Origin of the sequence: Noviherbaspirillum sp., assembly GCF_035254685.1 — a bacterium.
Taxonomy (GTDB): Bacteria; Pseudomonadota; Gammaproteobacteria; order Burkholderiales; family Burkholderiaceae_D; genus Noviherbaspirillum.
This window is the reverse complement of the sequence record NZ_DATFAI010000031.1, coordinates 1-19,191: the sequence shown is the minus strand read 5'-3', so window position 1 is coordinate 19,191 and position 19,191 is coordinate 1. Positions and strand designations below refer to the sequence as shown.

The 19,191-nt window shown below is 59.7% G+C and carries 16 protein-coding genes; 5 read left to right on the top strand and 11 right to left on the bottom strand.

What is annotated here, in order from left to right:
- Positions 1–66: 66 nt before the first annotated feature.
- Positions 67–804 carry a hypothetical protein gene (locus tag VJ698_RS14510; protein WP_324103491.1) on the bottom strand — a complete coding sequence of 246 codons (738 nt, stop codon included), beginning with the start codon at positions 802–804 and terminating at the stop codon, positions 67–69.
- Between the two features lie 220 nt (positions 805–1,024).
- On the opposite strand from VJ698_RS14510, the gene VJ698_RS14505 reads away from it, so the two are divergent.
- Positions 1,025–2,197 (top strand): iron-containing alcohol dehydrogenase, encoded by a 1,173-nt coding sequence (locus VJ698_RS14505; protein WP_324103490.1) that lies wholly within the window; start codon positions 1,025–1,027, stop codon positions 2,195–2,197.
- Entirely contained in the window at positions 2,194–2,361 is a 168-nt protein-coding gene (locus VJ698_RS14500; RefSeq protein ID WP_324103489.1) for a hypothetical protein, read from the top strand. Before VJ698_RS14505 ends, VJ698_RS14500 begins: the two co-directional genes overlap by 4 nt.
- 3 nt (positions 2,362–2,364) lie before the next feature.
- Here VJ698_RS14500 and VJ698_RS14495 read toward each other — a convergent pair whose 3' ends face one another.
- The 7 genes from VJ698_RS14495 to VJ698_RS14465 all read right to left on the bottom strand — a co-directional run bounded on the left by VJ698_RS14495 (position 2,365) and on the right by VJ698_RS14465 (position 10,740).
- On the bottom strand, positions 2,365–3,351 hold the full coding sequence (locus VJ698_RS14495) for a branched-chain amino acid ABC transporter permease (protein WP_324103487.1): 987 nt from the start codon (positions 3,349–3,351) through the stop codon (positions 2,365–2,367).
- 13 nt (positions 3,352–3,364) lie between these two features.
- The gene (locus tag VJ698_RS14490; RefSeq protein ID WP_324103486.1) at positions 3,365–4,249 is read right to left on the bottom strand and encodes a branched-chain amino acid ABC transporter permease; all 885 of its coding nucleotides are present in this window, start codon (positions 4,247–4,249) and stop codon (positions 3,365–3,367) included.
- Between the two features lie 189 nt (positions 4,250–4,438).
- Positions 4,439–5,647: an ABC transporter substrate-binding protein gene (locus VJ698_RS14485; RefSeq protein WP_324103485.1), complete on the bottom strand. Its 1,209-nt coding sequence runs from the start codon at positions 5,645–5,647 to the stop codon at positions 4,439–4,441.
- 35 nt (positions 5,648–5,682) lie between these two features.
- Positions 5,683–6,399, bottom strand: a complete 717-nt coding sequence (locus VJ698_RS14480; protein ID WP_324103484.1) for an ABC transporter ATP-binding protein — start codon at positions 6,397–6,399, stop codon at positions 5,683–5,685.
- Positions 6,400–7,170 carry an ABC transporter ATP-binding protein gene (locus VJ698_RS14475; RefSeq protein ID WP_324103483.1) on the bottom strand — a complete coding sequence of 257 codons (771 nt, stop codon included), beginning with the start codon at positions 7,168–7,170 and terminating at the stop codon, positions 6,400–6,402.
- Between the two features lie 287 nt (positions 7,171–7,457).
- Positions 7,458–9,134 carry a GMC family oxidoreductase gene (locus tag VJ698_RS14470; RefSeq protein WP_324103482.1) on the bottom strand — a complete coding sequence of 559 codons (1,677 nt, stop codon included), beginning with the start codon at positions 9,132–9,134 and terminating at the stop codon, positions 7,458–7,460.
- A 94-nt stretch (positions 9,135–9,228) separates the two neighbouring features.
- Positions 9,229–10,740, bottom strand: coding sequence for a CoA-acylating methylmalonate-semialdehyde dehydrogenase (locus tag VJ698_RS14465; protein WP_324103481.1), 1,512 nt, complete (start codon positions 10,738–10,740; stop codon positions 9,229–9,231).
- Between the two features lie 125 nt (positions 10,741–10,865).
- On the opposite strand from VJ698_RS14465, the gene VJ698_RS14460 reads away from it, so the two are divergent.
- The 3 genes from VJ698_RS14460 (at position 10,866) to VJ698_RS14450 (ending at position 13,798) form a co-directional block, all read left to right on the top strand.
- Positions 10,866–11,741 carry a LysR family transcriptional regulator gene (locus VJ698_RS14460; RefSeq protein WP_324103480.1) on the top strand — a complete coding sequence of 292 codons (876 nt, stop codon included), beginning with the start codon at positions 10,866–10,868 and terminating at the stop codon, positions 11,739–11,741.
- A 715-nt stretch (positions 11,742–12,456) separates the two neighbouring features.
- Positions 12,457–13,227, top strand: a complete 771-nt coding sequence (locus VJ698_RS14455; RefSeq protein ID WP_324103479.1) for a 5'-methylthioadenosine/adenosylhomocysteine nucleosidase — start codon at positions 12,457–12,459, stop codon at positions 13,225–13,227.
- 184 nt (positions 13,228–13,411) lie between these two features.
- Complete coding sequence (locus VJ698_RS14450) at positions 13,412–13,798, top strand: hypothetical protein (RefSeq protein ID WP_324103478.1); 387 nt, start codon at positions 13,412–13,414, stop codon at positions 13,796–13,798.
- Positions 13,799–14,004: 206 nt separating this feature from the next.
- On the opposite strand, the gene VJ698_RS14445 is transcribed toward VJ698_RS14450, so the two are convergent.
- The 3 genes from VJ698_RS14445 to putA all read right to left on the bottom strand — a co-directional run.
- A complete protein-coding gene (locus tag VJ698_RS14445) occupies positions 14,005–14,625 on the bottom strand; it encodes a transglutaminase-like cysteine peptidase (RefSeq protein WP_324103477.1) in 621 nt (206 codons plus the stop codon).
- Between the two features lie 75 nt (positions 14,626–14,700).
- A complete protein-coding gene (locus VJ698_RS14440; protein WP_324103476.1) occupies positions 14,701–16,731 on the bottom strand; it encodes an AsmA family protein in 2,031 nt (676 codons plus the stop codon).
- 113 nt (positions 16,732–16,844) lie between these two features.
- The coding region (gene putA, locus VJ698_RS14435; protein ID WP_324103475.1) for a bifunctional proline dehydrogenase/L-glutamate gamma-semialdehyde dehydrogenase PutA at positions 16,845–19,191 on the bottom strand (2,347 nt) is incomplete at its 5' end.

Below are 19,191 nucleotides of genomic sequence, written 5' to 3'. Positions count from 1 at the left end.
ATGGTTTTCGTCCTGCCCGCGCGCGTCGAGCAAGGTCCGGCAGTATTTTGTTTCACGTGAAACAGTTCAGCGGATCAGATTGGAAAACAGGTAGCTGCCGATGCATGCGAAGCCGAGCCCGATCATCCAATATCCCCAATGAAAACCTTTTGTGCCGGGTTGCGACAATGCGAGAACCGGCTTACGGCGCTTGGGCTTTGGTATCTCAGGAGCCGGCTGGAGGCGGGAAATCTTTTCATGTTTGCGCGCCCTCACCTCGTTCTCGACTGAACTGGCAAGCTCGGCCAGTTCCGCCAGCTCTGCAAGTTCTTCGACGGCAAAGTCGCCTTTATTTGCCGCATTCTGTGCCATGACAGCTTCGAGAGTCGGGATGGCAATCTGCTCCGGATGGGGAGCGTCGGTAATAGCACGATCTGGGGGTCGCGAGACAGGATTCTTGGCAGGAGAAATCTTATGCAATAAGCCAAGCTCGTTTTCGGGATCGATAAAGAGAATGGTCACGGGATCCAGCGGATCCTGCTGCAGGAAACGATCTGCTACGGACTGTTCAATTTCGTCCGCCTTCTGCCCTTCCAGGGGCATGAAGACTTCAAGGATGAGTTCTTTTTTTTGCAGGGTAAACATTGCCCGTTCAAAGCGCTCATCCACCAGCGAAGTCAGCTTTTCCCTCACCGTGCCGGATGATGTCACCCCGTCGATCATGATCAGGACCAGCCGCTCGCTCTGCGTCAGCCCATGGCTTTTGTTGTAGACCTCATCGCGACCGGCTTGCGTGCGCTGGAAAATGATGGCGGGATCAATCATGGAAGAGCCCCTTGCGTATGTTTCACGTGAAACATTCCGTTTGTTAACGAACGGGAATAAGGGAATCGTAGACGATTTGCCCAGCGGCATGAATTCTCGTTACATTCCGCTACAAGTCACTGTGCCTCCTGCACAACACGCTGCTCCGGCTTCTGCCCCACCCCGCGGTCCACGCGCATGACGTCCCCTTGCTACAATGGACCATTATCAAGGAGAGACGATGACTACCACACCATTCAGCCCATTCAGCTTCAGTACTGTGCCGCATGTCGTTTCCGAACCCGGTGCCGCGAAACGTATCGGCAGTTATGTCCAGCAGCATTTTCCGAATGCCCGCCGTGCCCTGATCGTCACCGACAATGGATTCCTGAAAACCGGCCTCGTCGATGCACCAATCGCTGCTCTCAAGGACGCCGGACTGAGCGTCAACATTTTCTCCGATGTTGTTGCCGACCCGCCCGAAGCCGTGGTGCTGCAGGCCGTCTCGAACGCGCGGGCGAATGAAATCGATCTGGTCATCGGTCTCGGCGGCGGCAGCTCGATGGACGTCGCCAAGTTGATCGCAGTACTCACCAATACCGATCAGGAATTGAAGACGATGTACGGCATCGGCAATGTGAAAGGCGGTCGCCTGCCGCTGGTGCAGATTCCGACCACTGCCGGAACTGGCTCGGAAGTCACGCCGATTTCCATCGTCACTACGGGCGCCACGACGAAGATGGGCGTGGTGTCGCCGCAATTGTATGCGGACCTTGCCATCCTGGATGCTGAGCTCACGGTCGGCCTGCCGCCGAAAGTTACTGCGGCTACCGGCATCGATGCCATGGTGCATGCCATTGAAGCCTATACCACCCGCCTGAAGAAGAATCCGCTCTCCGATATGCTCGCGTGCCAAGCGCTAACATTACTCTCAAACAATATTGTCGCTGCCTGTGAAGACGGAAAGAATCTTGCTGTTCGGCAGGCAATGCTGCTCGGCGCCATGCTTGCCGGACAATCGTTCGCGAACGCGCCCTGCGCCGCCGTACACGCCCTCGCCTATCCGATCGGCGGAATTTTCCATGTGCCACACGGCCTGTCGAACTCGCTCGTCCTGCCACACGTTCTTCGCTTCAACGCGCCGAGCGCTGCGACGCACTATGCGGAACTGGCGGAAATCCTCGCACCGGGCGTCACAGGGAGCACCGAGGCGCGCACGCAGGCACTGATTGACCGCATGGATGAGATCGCCCGACGGACTGGTATTGAAACCCGCTTGCAGCAAGTCGGCATCACGGAAACCGACCTTGACCGCCTCGCCGATGACGCCATGCTGCAGACGCGCCTGCTGACCAACAACCCGCGCGAAGTCACACGCGCGGATGCACGGGCGATTTACGCTGCTGCGTTGTGATCAAGAAAAACCGGTTGTCCACGGAAGACGCGGAAGACACGGAAATTTTTATGTCTGTTCGACGTGCGCTCTCCGGCGAGAGCGTCGAACAGACAGGATCTTTTTCCGTGTTTTTTGTGTTTTCCGTGGACAACAAAAGCCGGCAGCAGGACGCTGCCGGCTGACGTTCAGTGTGAAGCCGCAGAACCGGCTTTGGAACGACTGAACAGTGCGATGAACTCGCCGACGATGCCGCGGCGGAATGCCAGCACGCAGACGATGAAGATGAAGCCGGTGACGATGGTGACCGACTCGCCGATCGAGCGGAACCATTCGATGGTGGTGATATTCGCCAGCCAGTTCCCCATGTCGCCCAGCTTGTTTTCCAGCGAAACAATCAGGATCGCGCCAACCACCGGGCCGGCCAGCGTGCCAAGGCCGCCGACCAGGGTCATCAGCACGACGAGTCCCGACATCGCCCAGTGCACATCGGTCAGCGTCTCGAAGCCAAGCACTACAGTTTTAGTAGCGCCAGCGAGCCCCGACAGTGCGGCCGACAACACGAAGGCCAGCAGCTTGTACCTGTCCGTGTCGTAGCCGAGCGAGATCGCGCGCGGCTCGTTTTCCTTCACTGCCTTGAGCACCTGCCCGAAGGGCGAATGCACGGTGCGTACGATCAGCGCGAAGCCGGCGATGAAGATCGCCAGCACCACGTAATAGAGCGTCATGTCGTCTTCCAGCGAGAGCATACCGAGCAGCGCGCCGCGCGGCACGCCCTGCAGGCCGTCCTCGCCGCCGGTAAACGGCGCCTGCAGGCAAACAAAGAACAGCATCTGCGCCAGCGCCAGCGTGATCATGGTGAAGTAGATGCCTTGCCGGCGGATCGCCAGCAAGCCCATGATCAATCCGATCAATGCCGCCGCGGCGACGCCCGCCACGACGCCAAGCTCGAAGGGAAGCCCCATCGACTTGAGCGCATAGCCCGCCACATAGCCTGCCCCGCCGAAGAAGGCCGCGTGCCCGAAGGACAGCAATCCGGTGAAGCCGATCAACAGGTTGAAGGCGCAGGCGAACAGCGCGAAGCACAGCACCTTCATCAGGAATACCGGGTAGATCACGAACGGCGCGGCGAGAGCAGCGACGAATGCGATTGCATAACCAACTTTGCTATTCATGCGATTCCCTCTCTTACTTCTCTTTGCCGAACAGGCCAGCCGGGCGGATCATCAGGACGATCGCCATGATGATGAAAATCACCGTCGCCGATGCCTCCGGATAAAACACGCGGGTAAAGCCTTCGATCACGCCCAGTCCCAGGCCAGTGACGATGGAGCCCATGATGGAGCCCATGCCGCCAATCACGACTACCGCGAACACCACGATGATCAGATGCGAACCCATCAGCGGCGACACCTGGATGACCGGCGCGGCCAGCACGCCGGCAAAGGCCGCGAGCGCGACGCCGAAACCGTAGGTGAGCGTCACCATCAGCGGCACGTTGATGCCGAACGCTTCCACCAGCTTCGGGTTCTCGGTGCCTGCGCGCAGGTAGGCGCCGAGCTTCGTCTTCTCGATCACGAACCAAGTCGCGAAGCACACCACCAACGACGCCAGCACCACCCAGGCGCGATACTTGGGCAGGATCATGAAGCCGAGGTTGAAAGCGCCGCCCAGCGCTTCCGGCACGGAATACGGCTGGCCGGAGACGCCATAGAAGGAGCGGAACAGCCCTTCGACCATCAGCGTGATGCCGAAGGTGAGCAGCAGGCCGTACAGATGGTCGAGCTTGTACAGCCAGCGCAGCATGGTTCTTTCGATGATGATGCCGAAAACGCCGACCAGGAGCGGTGCGACGATCAGCATCACCCAGTAATTGATCTCGAAATAGTTCATCCCCATCCAGGCGAGGAAGGCGCCCATCATGTACAACGCGCCGTGCGCGAAGTTGATCACGTTGAGCAGGCCGAAGATCACGGCCAGGCCGAGAGAAAGCATCGCGTAGAACGAGCCGTTGACCAGACCGAGCAGGAGCTGGCTCAGCAATGCTTGCATGGGGATTCCGAATATTTCCATAAGCGGGCCAAGAAAAGTTGCTGCTGAAAGAGCGGCGCGAACATTCCGCGCCCTGATGAGTTGCGCCCAGATCCAGGGCGGCCGGACGCGGGCGCGGCAGGTGACACCTGCACGCGCCCGTCGCCCCTGCCCTCTCGTCTTGCAGAGAGGGAGTTACAAGGAATGCCTGACGGTCAAACGATCGTCAGCTTACTTCCACAGCGCGCACTTCGATTCGGCCTTGGTGGTGAAGGCCTGGTCGCCCGGAATGGTCTGGGCGACCTTGTAGTAGTCCCAAGGGTACTTGGACTCGGACGGCTTCTTCACTTCCATCAGGAACATGTCATGCACCATGCGGCCGTCCGGACGGATCGTGCCGTTCTTCGCATACATGTCGTTGACCTTGGTCTTCTTGAACTGGTTGAATGCCTTGTCCGGATCATCCGTACCAGCGGCCTTGACGGCTTGCAGGTAGTGCAGCGCAGACGAATAGTCGGCCGCCTGCAGCGAGGACGGCTCCTTCTTCATCTTCTCGAAATAGCGCTTGGACCAGGCGCGCGAATCGTTATTCATGTCCCAGTACCAGCTGTCGGTCAGGTACATGCCTTGCGTCAGGTTCAGGCCGAGCGAATGCACGTCGTTGATGAACATCAGCAGGCCGGCCAGCTTCATGGTCTTGGTGACGCCGAACTCGTTGGCGGCCTTGATCGAGTTGATGGTGTCGCCGCCGGCGTTGGCCAGGCCGAGGATCTGCGCCTTCGACGCCTGTGCCTGCAACAGGAAGGAGGAGAAGTCGGATGCCGACAGCGGATGCTTCACGCTACCCAGCACCTTGCCGCCATTGGCCTTCACGACGTTGGCGGTATCATTTTCAAGCGACGCACCGAATGCATAGTCAGCGGTCAGGAAGAACCAGGTCTTGCCACCTTGCTTGACGACCGCGGAACCGGTGCCCTTGGCCAGCGCCACGGTGTCGTAGGCATAGTGCACGGTGTAGGGCGAGCACTCTTCATTGGTCAGGCGAGCGGTGCCGGCGCCGATGGCGATGAAAGGCTTCTTCTTCTCGGCAGCCACCTTGGCCATCGAGAGGCTCGTCGCGGAGTTGGTGCCGGCGATCAGCACGTCAACGCCTTCGCGGTCGAACCATTCGCGCGCCTTGGACGCAGCGATGTCAGCCTTGTTCTGATGGTCGGCCGTGAGCAGTTCGATCTTCTTGCCGTTGATTGCGCCGCCCATGTCGGCAATCGCCATCTTGATTGCTTCGGCGCCGCCGGGACCGTCGATGTCCGCATACAGGCCCGACATGTCGGTGATGAAGCCGATCTTGACCGTGTCACCGGAAATCTGCGCCGATGCCGATCCCGCCAGACCCATTGCGAACGTTGCCGATACAGCGACTGCCATAGCTTTCAGTTTCATTTCCATCTCCTTGAGTGTGAACAATGCACAGCTTGTTATACGCCGAGCAGCGAGTGCAGCACGGGCATCTTGGAATCCAGTTCAGAGGCGGCGAAGCTTTCGACGATGTGGCCATGCTCCACCACGTAAAAGCGGTCTGCCAGGGGCGCAGCAAAGCGGAAGTTCTGCTCCACCATCACGATGGTGTAACCCTTCGCCTTCAGGGTCGTGATCATGCGCGCGAGCGCCTGCACGATGACGGGCGCGAGGCCTTCGGAAATTTCGTCCAGCAGCAGCAGCCGCGCGCCGGTGCGCAGGATGCGCGCGACCGCCAGCATCTGTTGCTCGCCGCCCGACAGGCGCGTGCCCTGGCTAGTCTTGCGTTCCTTCAGGTTGGGAAACATCTGGTAGATCTCATCCACCGACATGCCTTTGTCGGTCTTCGATACCGACGGCGGCAGCATCAGGTTCTCTTCCGTCGACAGCGACGAGAAAATGCCCCGCTCTTCCGGACAATAGCCGACGCCGAGATGCGCGATCTTGTGGGTCGACAGATGGATCGCTTCGACGCCATTGATCTTGATCGATCCCGTGCGTGCGCCGGTCAGTCCCATGATGGCGCGCAATGTCGTGGTACGACCAGCACCGTTGCGCCCCAGCAGGGTGACGACCTCGCCGTGGTTCACCGAGAAATTGACGTCATGCAGAATGTGCGACTCGCCGTACCAGGCGTGCAGGTTGGTGATTTCCAATGCCGCTGCTGATCCAGCCATTCAATGCGCTCCTTCCAGTACGCCGGAGGTGGTGCCCATGTAGGCTTCCATCACCTGCGGGTTCTTCGAAACTTCTTCATAGGTGCCTTCGGCGAGCACCGCACCGCGCTGCAAGACCGAGATACGGTCGCTGATGCCGGCAATCACGCTCATGTTGTGCTCCACCATCAGGATGGTGCGGCCCTGCGACACTTTCTTGATCAGCTCGGTCACGCGATGCACGTCTTCATGTCCCATGCCCTGCGTCGGTTCGTCGAGCAGCATGAGCTCCGGCTCCATGCCGAGCGTGGTGGCAATCTCGAGCGCGCGCTTGCGGCCGTAGGGCAAATCCACTGTCACGGTGTCGGCGAATGACTCCAGGTCGACCTGCGCCAGCAAGGCCATCGCACGGTCATTGAGCGCATTGAGTTTCTTTTCGCTCTGCCAGAAAGAGAAGGAATTGCCGAGCGGTCTTTGCAGACCGATGCGCACGTTTTCCAGAACGGTCAGGTGCGGGAACACCGCGGAAATCTGAAAGGAACGGATGATGCCCTGGCGCGCGATCTGCGCGGGCTTGGCCATCGTGATGTCGCGGCCATTAAAAAGGATCTGTCCTGAGGTGGGTACCAGGAACTTGGTAAGCAGGTTGAAACAGGTTGTCTTGCCGGCGCCGTTAGGGCCGATCAATGCATGGATATGACCACGCTGAACCTGCAGGTTGACATTGTTGACCGCGGTGAATCCCTTGAACTCCTTGGTCAACTGTCTCGTCTCCAAAACCACGTCCGCCATGGGCTCTCCCTACTGACTAACAATAGTGTCGGGCTCACTCCGACACCCGAGCGTGTCATGCATAACGATGATGCACAGTACACAGTACGACTAGGGGGGTGGCAATACAAGCGACAACTCATCTGCCGTTTGTTTGGCCTGTATCAATCTTGTACATGTCGCTTTATCAGGCACACTGATCTTAGCATGAAGAGCTAATAATTGCTTGCAGTCAATTCAATGAATCGTAATTCGTTTCCCTCCTCGCAGCAGTGAAATGCAGCCTGATGTTGACGATGCGTTCCTGCTTATACCGACTCGGCCACACGCAGCGGCGCAGCGCTTCCCGCCTTCCCGTCCTTGCGCGAAGCACGGATCAGCGCGGCCGCTTTTTCCGCGATCATGATCGTCGGTGAATTCGTATTGCCCGAGGTGATGGTCGGCATGATCGACGCATCGACCACGCGCAGGCCCTTCACGCCGCGCACGCGCAACTGGCTGTCGACGACTGCCATCGCATCATCCTCGCGCCCCATCTTGCAGGTGCCGATCGGATGGAAGATGGTGGTGCCGATATCGCCCGCCGCTTTCGCGAGATCTTCGTCGGTACGGTACTGCAAGCCCGGCTTGAATTCTTCCGGTTTATATTTTTTCAGCGCGGGTGCGGCAACGATGTTGCGCGTCAGCTTGAGCGCGTCCGCCGCAATCTTGCGATCCTCCGGCGTGCTCAAATAATTCGGCGTGATCTTCGGCGCGGCGAATGCATCGCCGGAGGCAATGCGGATGTGCCCGCGCGATGTGGGCCGCAAATTGCACACGCTCGCGGTGAAGGCCGGGAAGGGATGCAATGGTTCGCCGAAGCGCTCCAGCGACAAGGGCTGCACATGGTATTCCAGGTTGGCGCTCGCCTGCGACGAATCGGAGCGCGTAAAAGCACCGAGCTGCGAAGGCGCCATCGACATCGGGCCGCTGCGCGAGAGAGCGTACTGCATGCCGATCTGCATCTTGCCGAACCAGTTGTTGGCCATCATGTTGAGCGTCTTCACGCCTTCGACCTTGAAGGCCATGCGCAGCTGCAGGTGGTCCTGCAGGTTTTCGCCGACGCCAGGCAGGTCGAGCAGCACCGGCACGCCGTGTTGCTGCAGCAGGTTCGCCGGGCCGATGCCCGACAGTTGCAGGATCTGCGGCGAACCCACCGCGCCTGCCGTTGAAATCGTTTCGCGCGCCGCCTCGGCAAACCACTCGGTGCCGCCGCCGGTGAATTCCACGCCGGTGCACGCCACCCCGTCTGCCGTCGATTGCAGGCGCAGGCGTTTGACGTGGCAGCCGGTCATGATCTCGAGCTTGCCCTTGCGGCCTTCGGTCGATTTCAAAAAGGCCTGTGCGGTGTTCCAGCGCCAGCCTTTCTTCTGGTTCACTTCGAAGTAGCCGCAGCCTTCGTTGTCGCCGCGGTTGAAGTCGTCCACCTTCGGGATGCCGACCTGCTCGGCCGCCTCGCGGAAGGCGTCGAGGATCTCCCACGACAGGCGCTGCTTCTCCACGCGCCATTCGCCGCCGGCGCCGTGAAACTGGTCGGCGCCCTTGTAGTAATCCTCGCTCTTCCTGAACACCTGCAGCACATTCTCCCAGCGCCAGCCATCGTCGCCGGACAGTTGTGCCCACTCGTTGTAGTCGCGCGCCTGGCCGCGCATGTAGATCATGCCGTTGATGGACGAACAGCCACCCATCACCTTGCCGCGCGGGTAAATCAGGCTGCGACCGTTCAGGCCCGCATCGGCTTCCGTGCGGAAGCGCCAGTCGGTGCGCGGATTGTCGATGCAATACAGGTAACCGACAGGAATGTGGATCCAGACGTAGTCGTCCTTGCGCCCCGCTTCCAGCAGCAGGACTGATACGCCAGCGTCCTGCGCAAGGCGGTTGGCAAGCACACAGCCGGCACTGCCGGCGCCGATGATGATGTAGTCGTATTTTCCTGCGGATTCCATGATGGCCTCGCGGTGGATGATGTTGCTTCGGAACTGCTCCTTCCCCCTCGCAGGGGGAGGGGACCATGTCGCAATGGCTTGTGGCGAAAGAGTATTACTTCGCTACCGGCATCGTAAATTCCGCGCCCTTGCCGATCGAATCCGGCCAGCGCTGCATGATCGACTTGTAGCGCGTGTAGAAACGGATGCCTTCTTCGCCGTAGGCATGCGCATCGCCGAACAGCGAACGCTTCCAGCCGCCGAAGGAATGCCATGCCATCGGCACCGGGATCGGCACGTTGATGCCGACCATGCCGACTTCGATGCGGCGGGAGAATTCGCGCGCAGTGTTGCCGTCCGAAGTGAACAGCGCCACGCCGTTGCCGAATTCATGCGCATTGATCAGGCGCACCGCCGAGGCGAAGTCCGGCACGCGCACCACGCACAGCACCGGCCCGAAGATTTCTTCCTTGTAGATCTTCATCTCGGGCGTGACATGATCGAACAGGGTGCCGCCAATGAAGAAGCCGCTTTCATGGCCCGCCACCTTCAGGCCGCGGCCATCGACCAGCAGCTTCGCGCCGCCCTGCACGCCTTCTTCGATATAGCCTTCGATCTTTGCCTTGTGCTGCGCGGTCACCACCGGGCCCATTTCGGCGTCGGCTTCCATGCCGTTCTTGACCTTCAGCGCCTTCACGCGCGGGATCAGCGCCTCGATCAGCCTGTCGGCGACATTGCCCACGGCGACAGCCACCGAGATGGCCATGCAGCGCTCGCCGGCCGAACCGTAGGCGGCGCCAATCAGGGCATCGACTGCCTGGTTGAGGTTCGCGTCGGGCATCACCACCATGTGGTTCTTCGCGCCGCCCAATGCCTGCACGCGCAGCGGATACGCGCCCTTGCGCTTCGTGCCCTCGGTGTAGATGTATTCAGCGATCGGCGTGGAGCCGACGAAGGACACCGCGTTCACATCCGGATGATGCAGCAGCGTATCGACCGCAACCTTGTCGCCCTGCACCACGTTGAACACGCCATCCGGCAGGCCGGCGCGCTTGAGCAGGTCGGCGACCATCAGCGACGGCGACGGATCGCGCTCGGAGGGCTTAAGGATGAAGCTGTTGCCGGTGGCGATCGCCATCGGCGCCATCCACATCGGCACCATGAAGGGGAAATTGAACGGCGTAATGCCGGCGGTGACGCCGAGCGGCTGGCGCAATTGCCAGTTGTCGATGCCGCCGCCGATGTTGTCGGTGAACTGGGTCTTCAGCAGCTGCGGAATGCCGCAGGCGAATTCGACCACTTCCAGGCCGCGGGTGACTTCGCCCTTTGCATCGGAAAAAACCTTACCGTGCTCGCGCGTGATGGCGGCGGCGAGGTCGTCATGATGCTTCTCGATCAGCTCCTTGAACTTCGACAGCACGCGGGCGCGCTTCAGCGGGGCGGTATCGGCCCAAGCCGGCGCAGCGGCGCGTGCGGCATCAACCGCGGCATTCACTTCTTCGACACTGGCCAGCACCACCTGCGCGCTTGCTTCGCCCGTGGCGGGATTGAAGACATCCTGTTTGCGGCCGCTCGTGGACTCGACCACACGGCCGCCGATGTAATGCTGGATCAAGGCTTGCGTCATAAGGATTCCTTTGAGAGATAGGCAGACTTTGCGAGGATATCCCCGCTTTCCGGCGGAATCCAATGAGTTGTTATCAAGTCGAATATAAGGAAGACTTATAATGATCGTTCCACTGGAGAACGATCATGGACTTCACCCAGCTCCGCGCCTTCGTCACTGTCGCCCGGGAAGGCAACCTGACCCGCGCCGCCGAACGCCTGCACCTGACGCAGCCGGCAGTCAGCCTGCAGATCAAGGCATTGCAGGCCAGCCTCGACCTGCAGCTGTTCACCCGTACGCCAAGCGGAATGACACTGACAGACGATGGCGCCAAGCTGCTGCCCTTCGCCGAACGTGTGATGGAAAGCGTCGCCGAATTCCGCCAGGGCGCGGCCTCCCTGCACTCCACCCTGTCCGGCACGCTGGCCATCGGCACCATCCTTGATCCGGAATTCATCCGCCTCGGCGCCTTCCTGAAACGCCTGGTGGAAACCTATCCGCTGATTTCGACCCGGCTGCAGCACGGCATGTCCGGCTGGGTCATGCACCAGATCAAGAACGGCGAACTCGACGTCGGCTATTTCCTCGGCACGCCGGGCAAGGAATTCCATGCGCAGACGCTGACCTCCTTCACCTACAACGTGGTCGCGCCGCAAGGCTGGAAAAACCGGGTCGCCGGACGTGACTGGCCGGCGCTGGCAAAGCTGCCGTGGATCTGGACGCCGCCGGAATCCGCACACAACCGTTTGCTGAGCAAGACCTTCGCAAAATACAAGGTCACGCCGAACAAGGTCGCACTGGTCGACCAGGAACCGTCGATGCTGGACCTGGTGAAATCCGGTGTCGGCCTGTCGCTGGTACGCGAATCGGTCGCGCTGGGCGAAGCGCATGCGCACGGACTCGTGATCGCCGATGCCGTCAGTCTCTCGACCGAACTCTCCTTCATCACCCTCGCCAAGCGCAAGAACGAGCCGACGATCGCTGCCGTGTTTTCATTATTGCAATCGCTCTGGCAAAGCTGATCCCGCCGTTGCGCGGCCTGTGGGTAATTCCTTGCATATCCGGTGGAAGCATTGGGGAAAAGCACTGCCTGTATGAGGACGGCCTTTTTTATCCAAGAAGTTTCCTTTGCTCATACAGGGATTGTCCATCCGCTTTTCCCGCGCAGAAGCTGTTGATTTTCCTGGCCTTTATCCACTTATCCCCAGATTCAGTGCAACGTTAACCATTATCACTATTCGTATACATCAATCTTTAAGATAAAACCCGAGGCACTTCCTTGCGCGCGGAAACAGGGCAAACCGCTCCCGTTTTGCCTGTTCGAATGTCGTTTGGAAAACGGCGTGTCTATTTATCTTTTTACAAGCATTGCTGGAAACCGCAGCGTTGTCCGCATACCCTCTTGTGGATAAGTCTTTGGACAGCAGCTTGAACAGATGGGGATAAAGAAGGAAATCTGTTGAAGGGCTTTTTTTATACAGAATCTGTCCTGTTGAGATACACCGTTTATTCAGGACTTATGCCGCGCGTAAACAGTTGATCCAGTATCGGTTTACGCGGTTATCCACAGGCTGGAGGGCGCGTTAACACTACTACTACTTGTATACATCAACCAAAGTAAACAAAAACCGCAAAAACATCAGGCGCCACCGGTTGCACAAACAATGCAGGAAGCAATACGCTACGTTCTTGCCGCAAGGATTGCGGCTTTCAGATTATTTAGAAGAAAAGTTAACAATGAGTTCACAAATCATCCGTCTTGGGCTGATCAGCGCCATGCACCAGGAGCAGGCCGGCCTGATCGACATCATGCAGGACACGGAAAAGTCCCATCGAGGCATGCGCGATTATGTGTATGGCAAGCTGTGGGGGATCGATACGGTCTGTGTGCTGTCCAGGGTGGGAAAAGTCGCGGCTGCGGCCACTGCAGCCACCCTGATCGAACGTTTCGGGGTCACCCACATCCTGTTCACCGGGGTGGCTGGAGCGGCGGAAAACGACTTGCGAGTTGGCGACATCGTGGTTGCCGATGCCCTCGTCCAGCACGACATGAACACCATGCCGCTGTTTCCGCAATACGAAGTACCCTTGCTCGGGCTCTCGCATTTCTCTTCTGACAAGAGCCTGACCGACCGCCTGACGCAGGCCGCAAGCGATTTCGTCGCCCATGATGCCGGCGAGATGATTTCCGAAGAGGACCGCGCCACCTTCCGGCTCGCCTCTCCGCGTGTTTTTCGCGGCCTGATCGCCAGCGGCGACGAATTCGTCCATCGTCAGGAACGGCGCGACGCACTGAAAGCGGCATTCCCTCCCCTGCTCGCGTTGGAGATGGAAGGCGCGGCGGTGGCACAGGTGTGTTTTGAATTCGGCGTACCGTTCGCGGTGATCCGCACGATTTCCGACAGCGCGAATGAATCGGCGCCGCTCGATTTCATGCAATTCATCGAGCGCGTGGCGTCGCGTTATGCGTTCGGGGTGGTGAAAAGGTTGTGCATGCAGGGTGGATAAGTTTGGAAAACGCTGCACCGATTGAACGCGCGTTCGGGGCTGACGCATGCCCACTGCCAGCACGGCCCATTCCTGAACTGTTTTCGGAAGACAATGATTCGCGCCTTGTACCGGCATCTGCGGATGCAAAGGAACTTTTCTTGCGGGTTTGATGGTCCCATCCGGAATCTGCAACGAGAGTCTCATGAAACCTGAAGATCAAATGGATTTCCCTACCTTGGTGCCGTCAAAACGCCGCATGGCGCGTGCGGCGGTATTCATCGCAGTGCCGATGTTGGCCATCGGGCTTTTACTGGGGGTAATGGTGTATTACGCACCCGGCAGCGCACTTGCCAGAGCGCTGGGCGGTGCCTTCCTTGCTGGCGGGCCGTCCGCATTCATGGCGCCTGGCGGACGGATGCTTGCGCTGAAGGCCGGCGCGGTGTGGGCTGCATCGCTTGTATTCCTGGTCGGCCCTTTCATCTTCATGGCGTGGCTAAGTTACCAGGTGAAGAAGGAGTACAACAGATTGCGCGACGAGCAAAGAATGAACGAGTATCGCCGCAAGATTGCAGGAAAGCCGCGAGAATAAGCAATCGACCTTTGCTGAAAAGCTGTTGCACCGATTGCGGCCGTTGGCCTTATCCGATTCACCACAAATTTCGTTTTCTAGGCGACGCCGTGGTCCGCGTTCAGGATATCCAGCTTTTCAGCCCTTCCGGAGGAAAAGCTGGCCAGAACCGAAAATGACAAATGGACATGCGGGCTATCTACGCGCGCCTGTCTATGCGCGCCCCTCTACTGAGGGCGAAGGGGCGACCACTCCCAAAGACGCTGATCGAAGTGGTCCCATCGGCCATCAGGGCGTTCACGGCTTTCATAGTTGAGGGGCGCCTTGTCCCAACAGACCATTTCGCTCTGCAGGGTGTCCAATACGATCGTGCCCTCATTGGTTTCCACAAAAAGGATGGCGTGAGGACATTTGAATTCCTTGTGAAAGACAATGCCCATGGTCATCGCCGCGCGCGGCAGACCCCGTTTCACCAGCCTTCTTCTTTTTTCCAGTGCCAAGTCCTCGCAATCGCCCGTTCCCAGGGAAGGATAATTCCATTCTTCTTCCTTTCCCCGCCATTCAAGATCATCGGTGATGCGGAATTCGGCATTTACTTCGCGATTGACCTTGTCCAGTTTCTCTTGCGCTGCAGGAGTCAATTCAATGACCGGCGAGCCGGCCATGTCGCAATCGCCCGGATGAGCGTCGCAAAATTCGCTATACGCAGCAGGACGAGATGTGACCCGCTCGACAGGCAAGCTTAATCGCGTGCATTGCTCGAATGCTTTGGTGGACCCCAGTGGCGTCGATACGGCGCTTGCCAGTCCCAGGAACATCACTGAAAAAAACGGAAGCCTGGTTGCCATCGCCATCTTCCTCCCGGCCAGATGCAAATATTCCGATGCGCGGCATCAGGCTCATTTGCCACCTCATCTGCCGCCTTATTTGCCACTGGTGTTTTCACTCTTCCTGCTCGCTGTCGGCGCCACCGGTTTCGCGGTCGCTTGCGCAAGCAGCATGCCGCATTCACTCTTCTCTCCCGGCCCGACATTCACCAGCGGAATCAGGGCCGCAGCCACCGGTGCCAGGGCGCCGAGCGCGATCGCGCTGCCGGCCTTGAGCGCCACCGTGCCCTTGTCGATGCCGACCTTAGGTTTCTTGAAGGTGCCATCCAGGTGAAGCGGCGAGCGCAGGGAAATCAGGCGCACGCCCTTGGTATCCGGATAGATCATCATTGCCAGTTGTTCTTTCGCCAGGTTGATGTTTCCGGTAACGTGGATCGTCGCATCTGCGGTGTCGACGACGAAGGCCTGCGCGTGCATGATGCCCTTGTTCACGACGAAATCGGTCGCCGCGCAGTTGATCTGGACCGGCTTGTCGCCGAACATCTGCGTGACGATGATGCTGCCGATGTTCAGGCCCATTTTCTCGAGCAGCAGCTTGCTCATCGTGCCCTGGTTGATCACAGCCTTGATTTCGCCGTCGGAGGTGGCGAGCAGTTCCGCGATCGAGTTGCCGCTTGCCGTCAATGCGGCATCGCCATTGATTTCGCCCAGGGTCGCGGCCTGTTGCGATTGCAAGACAGGGAACAGTTGCCTGAGTTTCATGTGACGCGCGGACAGTTTCAGCTCCGCCTTGACTGGCTTGCTCTTGCCGTTAAGCGTGATGTTGGAAACGAGGTTGCCGCCGGCGATGCCGAACTTGAGCGGCGCAAGCGAGATCACGCCGTCGCGCAGATGGATGCGCGTTACGAGATCGTCGATGGGAAGTTCTTCCTTGCGCACGATCTTGCGTCCGCTGAACTGCACATCAGCGTCAATGCTGTTCCAGCGTTCCGCGCGGAAGCTCTCGACCGGCAAGACCTTGTCCGGCGGCTGGACGGTCTTTGAACCGCGTTCCTTGCGACTTGCAGCGGAGTCGGCGCCAATCAGCGGCGAGAGGTCATTGAAGTTCAGGAAACTGGAGGCGACCGTGCCTTCGAGCAGCGGACGCTCTTCGTGCCTACCTTCGCGCCCTCGATAGTGCAGGCTGCCGGACAGGTCGCTTGCGCCCATCTTGCCTGTGAAGTTTTCATAGACCCAGTTGCCGCCGTGCGGACCCGGGCTGCCGTGCAGACGGCCTTCGGTCATGAAGGGACGGGTTTCCGGCAACACCACGCCGATGATCGGGTACAGCTGCGCCATGCTTACGCTGGCAATCTTCAGCTGCAGGTCGAGCGCGACAAGTTGGCGCGGGTCGGTCAGTGTGCCCTTGGCATCGATGCTGGTCTTGCCGATGCGCACGCTGGCGTCGACCGGATATTGCAGGTTCTGCTTTTGCAGCGACAGGACGCCGCCTGCCCTTCCCTGCCCACTGACTTCCTCGTCATTGTAGGTGCCGGCAACACGCCATCCGAGACGGTAATTTTCCTTCCCGCCGTCATCCAGCGTATTGATATCCGCCTTCAGTTTCGCATGCTTGATCGCGTCCTGCAGCCTGATTGTTCCCTTGTTGAGGATCAGGCGCTGCAATTCGAACTGCCATTTGGATTGACCGCCCTTGCTGCCAAAGGTCCAGTTGTTGCGTCCGTCGTCAAGGCGCTGCAATGACAGCTCGGGTGCGTCGAGCGCCAATGAAGGGATGACGATTTTCTTGTTGAGCAGAGGCAGCGGGCTGATGGAAAACGTCACCTCGCGAGCGCGTGCCATGACAGGATCATGCGCCCAGTCGGGATTGCCGAACACGACATCGTGCGCCGCCAGGCGCGGCCAGGGCACCCAGCCGCGCCATCCCTGTTCGCCTTGTGGCGCGTGCCAGGTCAATGCGAGCTTGCCGTTGATTGCGAATGCGCGGCCGGTCGCCGTACTGACATGCGAACTGATCCACGGCTTGGCGCGGTTCCAGTCGAAATTGAGGAGCAAGGCGACGCCGAGTACAAGTACGGCGACGACGCCGGCGACGCTGTATAGCGCGATTTTTGCTCCGCGGGACATGCCATTAAGACTTGACCGCCTTGCAAGAGTTCAGCGCGAGGCAAGGCTCGCGCATCAGAGGTTGCTAGAGCGTGCCAGAGGCGCCGGCAATGTTGCGCCGGCACCTCTTTCCGTCATGCACCCAGCGTCATCAGGCTCGCGTTGCCGCCTGCGGCTGTGGTGTTGACGCACAATGCGCGCTCGGCCACGAGGCGCCACAACGGAACGGCGTCGTTATCGCTCGTTTCGATGCAGGGCACGAGGGCACCGTCGCGTGCGGCAAGGCGCGGCAACAGCGTGGCCAGCCTTGCTGCATCAAGCAATGCAACATGCAGCGTTTCCTTGGCGAGCCCATTCTCGTCGATCACCTTGACGGCGTTGCGAATGGCTTGCGGCAGACCGGAAGGCAACAAGGCCGCAGACACATCGTCCATGACAACGCGGTTGCCTGTTGCGAGTGCAGCAGCCAGCTGGTTCAGCAACACGCCGACGCTGCTTGCCGCGCACAGCACCGTGCCGCGCGGTGCGAAGCTCAAGGTGTTGCGTTCGCCGGTCGGCCCGGGAAGGATGAGCGAGGTATTGAGCAAGGTCGCATGCGCATAGGTTTCGCCCAGGCTTGCGATACGCTCCTGGCCGTGAGTGTTCGCCCATGCAAGCAATTGCTGGAATGCCGGTTGTGCAAGAGCCGCCGCCTGCTGCTCATGGATGGTGTGTCCATGCAGCGCGATCACCGCGTTGCGTTGCAGGCGCTTCAGGTACAGCGGTCCACCTGCCTTCGGCCCGGTGCCGGATTTTCCTTCGCCGCCGAAAGGTTGCACGCCGACTACTGCACCGACGATGTTGCGATTAACATAAATGTTGCCGACATGTGCACGCGCCGTGATGAAATCGATGGTTTCATCGATGCGCGAATGGATGCCGAGTGTGAGGCCGTAGCCGGTCGCATTGATGTCGTCGATCAGTTGCGGCAATTTGTCGCGCTGGTAACGGATCACGTGCAGAACGGGGCCAAAGACTTCGCGCTGCAGTTCCGACAACGAAGAAATTTCGATGACCGTCGGCGGCACGAAGGTGCCGTTGCTGCAATTGTCGGGCAAGGTGAGCTGGTGGAAATCACGCGCATGCGTCTTGATGCGCTCGATGTGGCGCAGCAAACCTTTCTGGGCATCGGCATCGATCACCGGGCCGATGTCCGTCGCAAGGCGGTCCGGATTCCCGATGCGCAATTCCTGCATGGCACCCTTCAGCATGCGGATCGTCTTGTCGGCAATGTCGGCCTGCAGGCAAAGTACGCGCAGCGCCGAGCAACGCTGGCCCGCGCTGTCGAAGGCGGACGTCAGCACATCTTGCACGACTTGTTCCGGCAAGGCGCTCGAATCGACGATCATCGCATTCTGCCCGCCGGTTTCGGCGATCAACGGAATCTCGCGCGACTCTTTCACGGCGCGTTGCGCCAGCGTGCGGTTGATCAGTTGCGCTACTTCTGTCGAGCCGGTGAAGATCACGCCGCGCACACGCGCATCGGCTGTCAATGTCGCACCGACGGTTTCGCCGCGGCCTGGCAGGAGTTGCAGTGCGCCGCGCGGCACACCGGCTTCATGCAGCAGTTGCACGGCGCGATGCGCGATCAGTGGCGTCTGTTCGGCAGGCTTGGCCAGCACGACATTGCCCGCGGCCAGCGCGGCGCTGACTTCGCCGATGAAAATGGCAAGCGGGAAATTCCAGGGGCTGATGCAGACCACTGGGCCCAGTGCGAAGGTGTTCGCGCCATCCTGCACTTGCGTCGCGTAGTAGCGCAGGAAATCGACCGCCTCGCGTACTTCCGCAATTGCATTCGGCAGCGACTTGCCGGCTTCGCGCACTGCCAGCGCCATCAGTTCCAGCTTGTGCTCTTCCAGCAGATCGGCGGCACGCTGCAAGGCAGCAGCGCGCGTGGCCGGCGGCGTGGTTTGCCAGTCGGTTGCATAGGCTTCGGCGGAACTCAACGCGCTTTCCACTTCTTCGGCGCCGGCTTCGATCACATGGCCAACGACGTCGCGATGGTCCGCGGGATTGGTCACCGGCTGCGCCTGGCCCGCATTCCCTGTTGCAATGGCGAGCAGGGGCGAGGCTTCCCATTGCTTGCTGCCGAAACGCATGAACGCGGCATCGGCATCGCGCAGCACGTCTTCATTGCTCAGGTCGATGCCAGCCGAATTCTTGCGCTCCGTGCCGAACATGTCGAGCGGCAAGGGGATATTCGGATGCGCGGTGCCATCAAGCTTCTTTGCCACCTCGATGGGATCGGCGATCAGGCTGTCGATCGCGACGCTTTCATCGACGATCTGGTTCACAAAGGAGGAATTCGAACCGTTTTCCAGCAGGCGGCGCACCAGGTAGGCAAGCAGGGTTTCATGCGAACCGACCGGCGCATAGATGCGGCAGGCCTTGCCCAGCTTGTCGTCGCCGACCACCTGGTCGTACAGCGTTTCGCCCATGCCG

Coding starts and splice junctions, on each gene's coding strand:
- VJ698_RS14495 (WP_324103487.1), bottom strand. CDS start 3,351: ATGAATAGCAAAGTTGGTTATGCAATCGCATTCGTCGCTGCTCTCGCC.
- VJ698_RS14445 (WP_324103477.1), bottom strand. CDS start 14,625: ATGGCAACCAGGCTTCCGTTTTTTTCAGTGATGTTCCTGGGACTGGCA.
- VJ698_RS14460 (WP_324103480.1), top strand. CDS start 10,866: ATGGACTTCACCCAGCTCCGCGCCTTCGTCACTGTCGCCCGGGAAGGC.
- VJ698_RS14475 (WP_324103483.1), bottom strand. CDS start 7,170: ATGGCGGACGTGGTTTTGGAGACGAGACAGTTGACCAAGGAGTTCAAG.
- VJ698_RS14440 (WP_324103476.1), bottom strand. CDS start 16,731: ATGTCCCGCGGAGCAAAAATCGCGCTATACAGCGTCGCCGGCGTCGTC.
- VJ698_RS14455 (WP_324103479.1), top strand. CDS start 12,457: ATGAGTTCACAAATCATCCGTCTTGGGCTGATCAGCGCCATGCACCAG.
- VJ698_RS14505 (WP_324103490.1), top strand. CDS start 1,025: ATGACTACCACACCATTCAGCCCATTCAGCTTCAGTACTGTGCCGCAT.
- VJ698_RS14470 (WP_324103482.1), bottom strand. CDS start 9,134: ATGGAATCCGCAGGAAAATACGACTACATCATCATCGGCGCCGGCAGT.
- VJ698_RS14480 (WP_324103484.1), bottom strand. CDS start 6,399: ATGGCTGGATCAGCAGCGGCATTGGAAATCACCAACCTGCACGCCTGG.
- VJ698_RS14510 (WP_324103491.1), bottom strand. CDS start 804: ATGATTGATCCCGCCATCATTTTCCAGCGCACGCAAGCCGGTCGCGAT.
- VJ698_RS14485 (WP_324103485.1), bottom strand. CDS start 5,647: ATGAAACTGAAAGCTATGGCAGTCGCTGTATCGGCAACGTTCGCAATG.
- VJ698_RS14490 (WP_324103486.1), bottom strand. CDS start 4,249: ATGGAAATATTCGGAATCCCCATGCAAGCATTGCTGAGCCAGCTCCTG.
- VJ698_RS14450 (WP_324103478.1), top strand. CDS start 13,412: ATGAAACCTGAAGATCAAATGGATTTCCCTACCTTGGTGCCGTCAAAA.
- VJ698_RS14465 (WP_324103481.1), bottom strand. CDS start 10,740: ATGACGCAAGCCTTGATCCAGCATTACATCGGCGGCCGTGTGGTCGAG.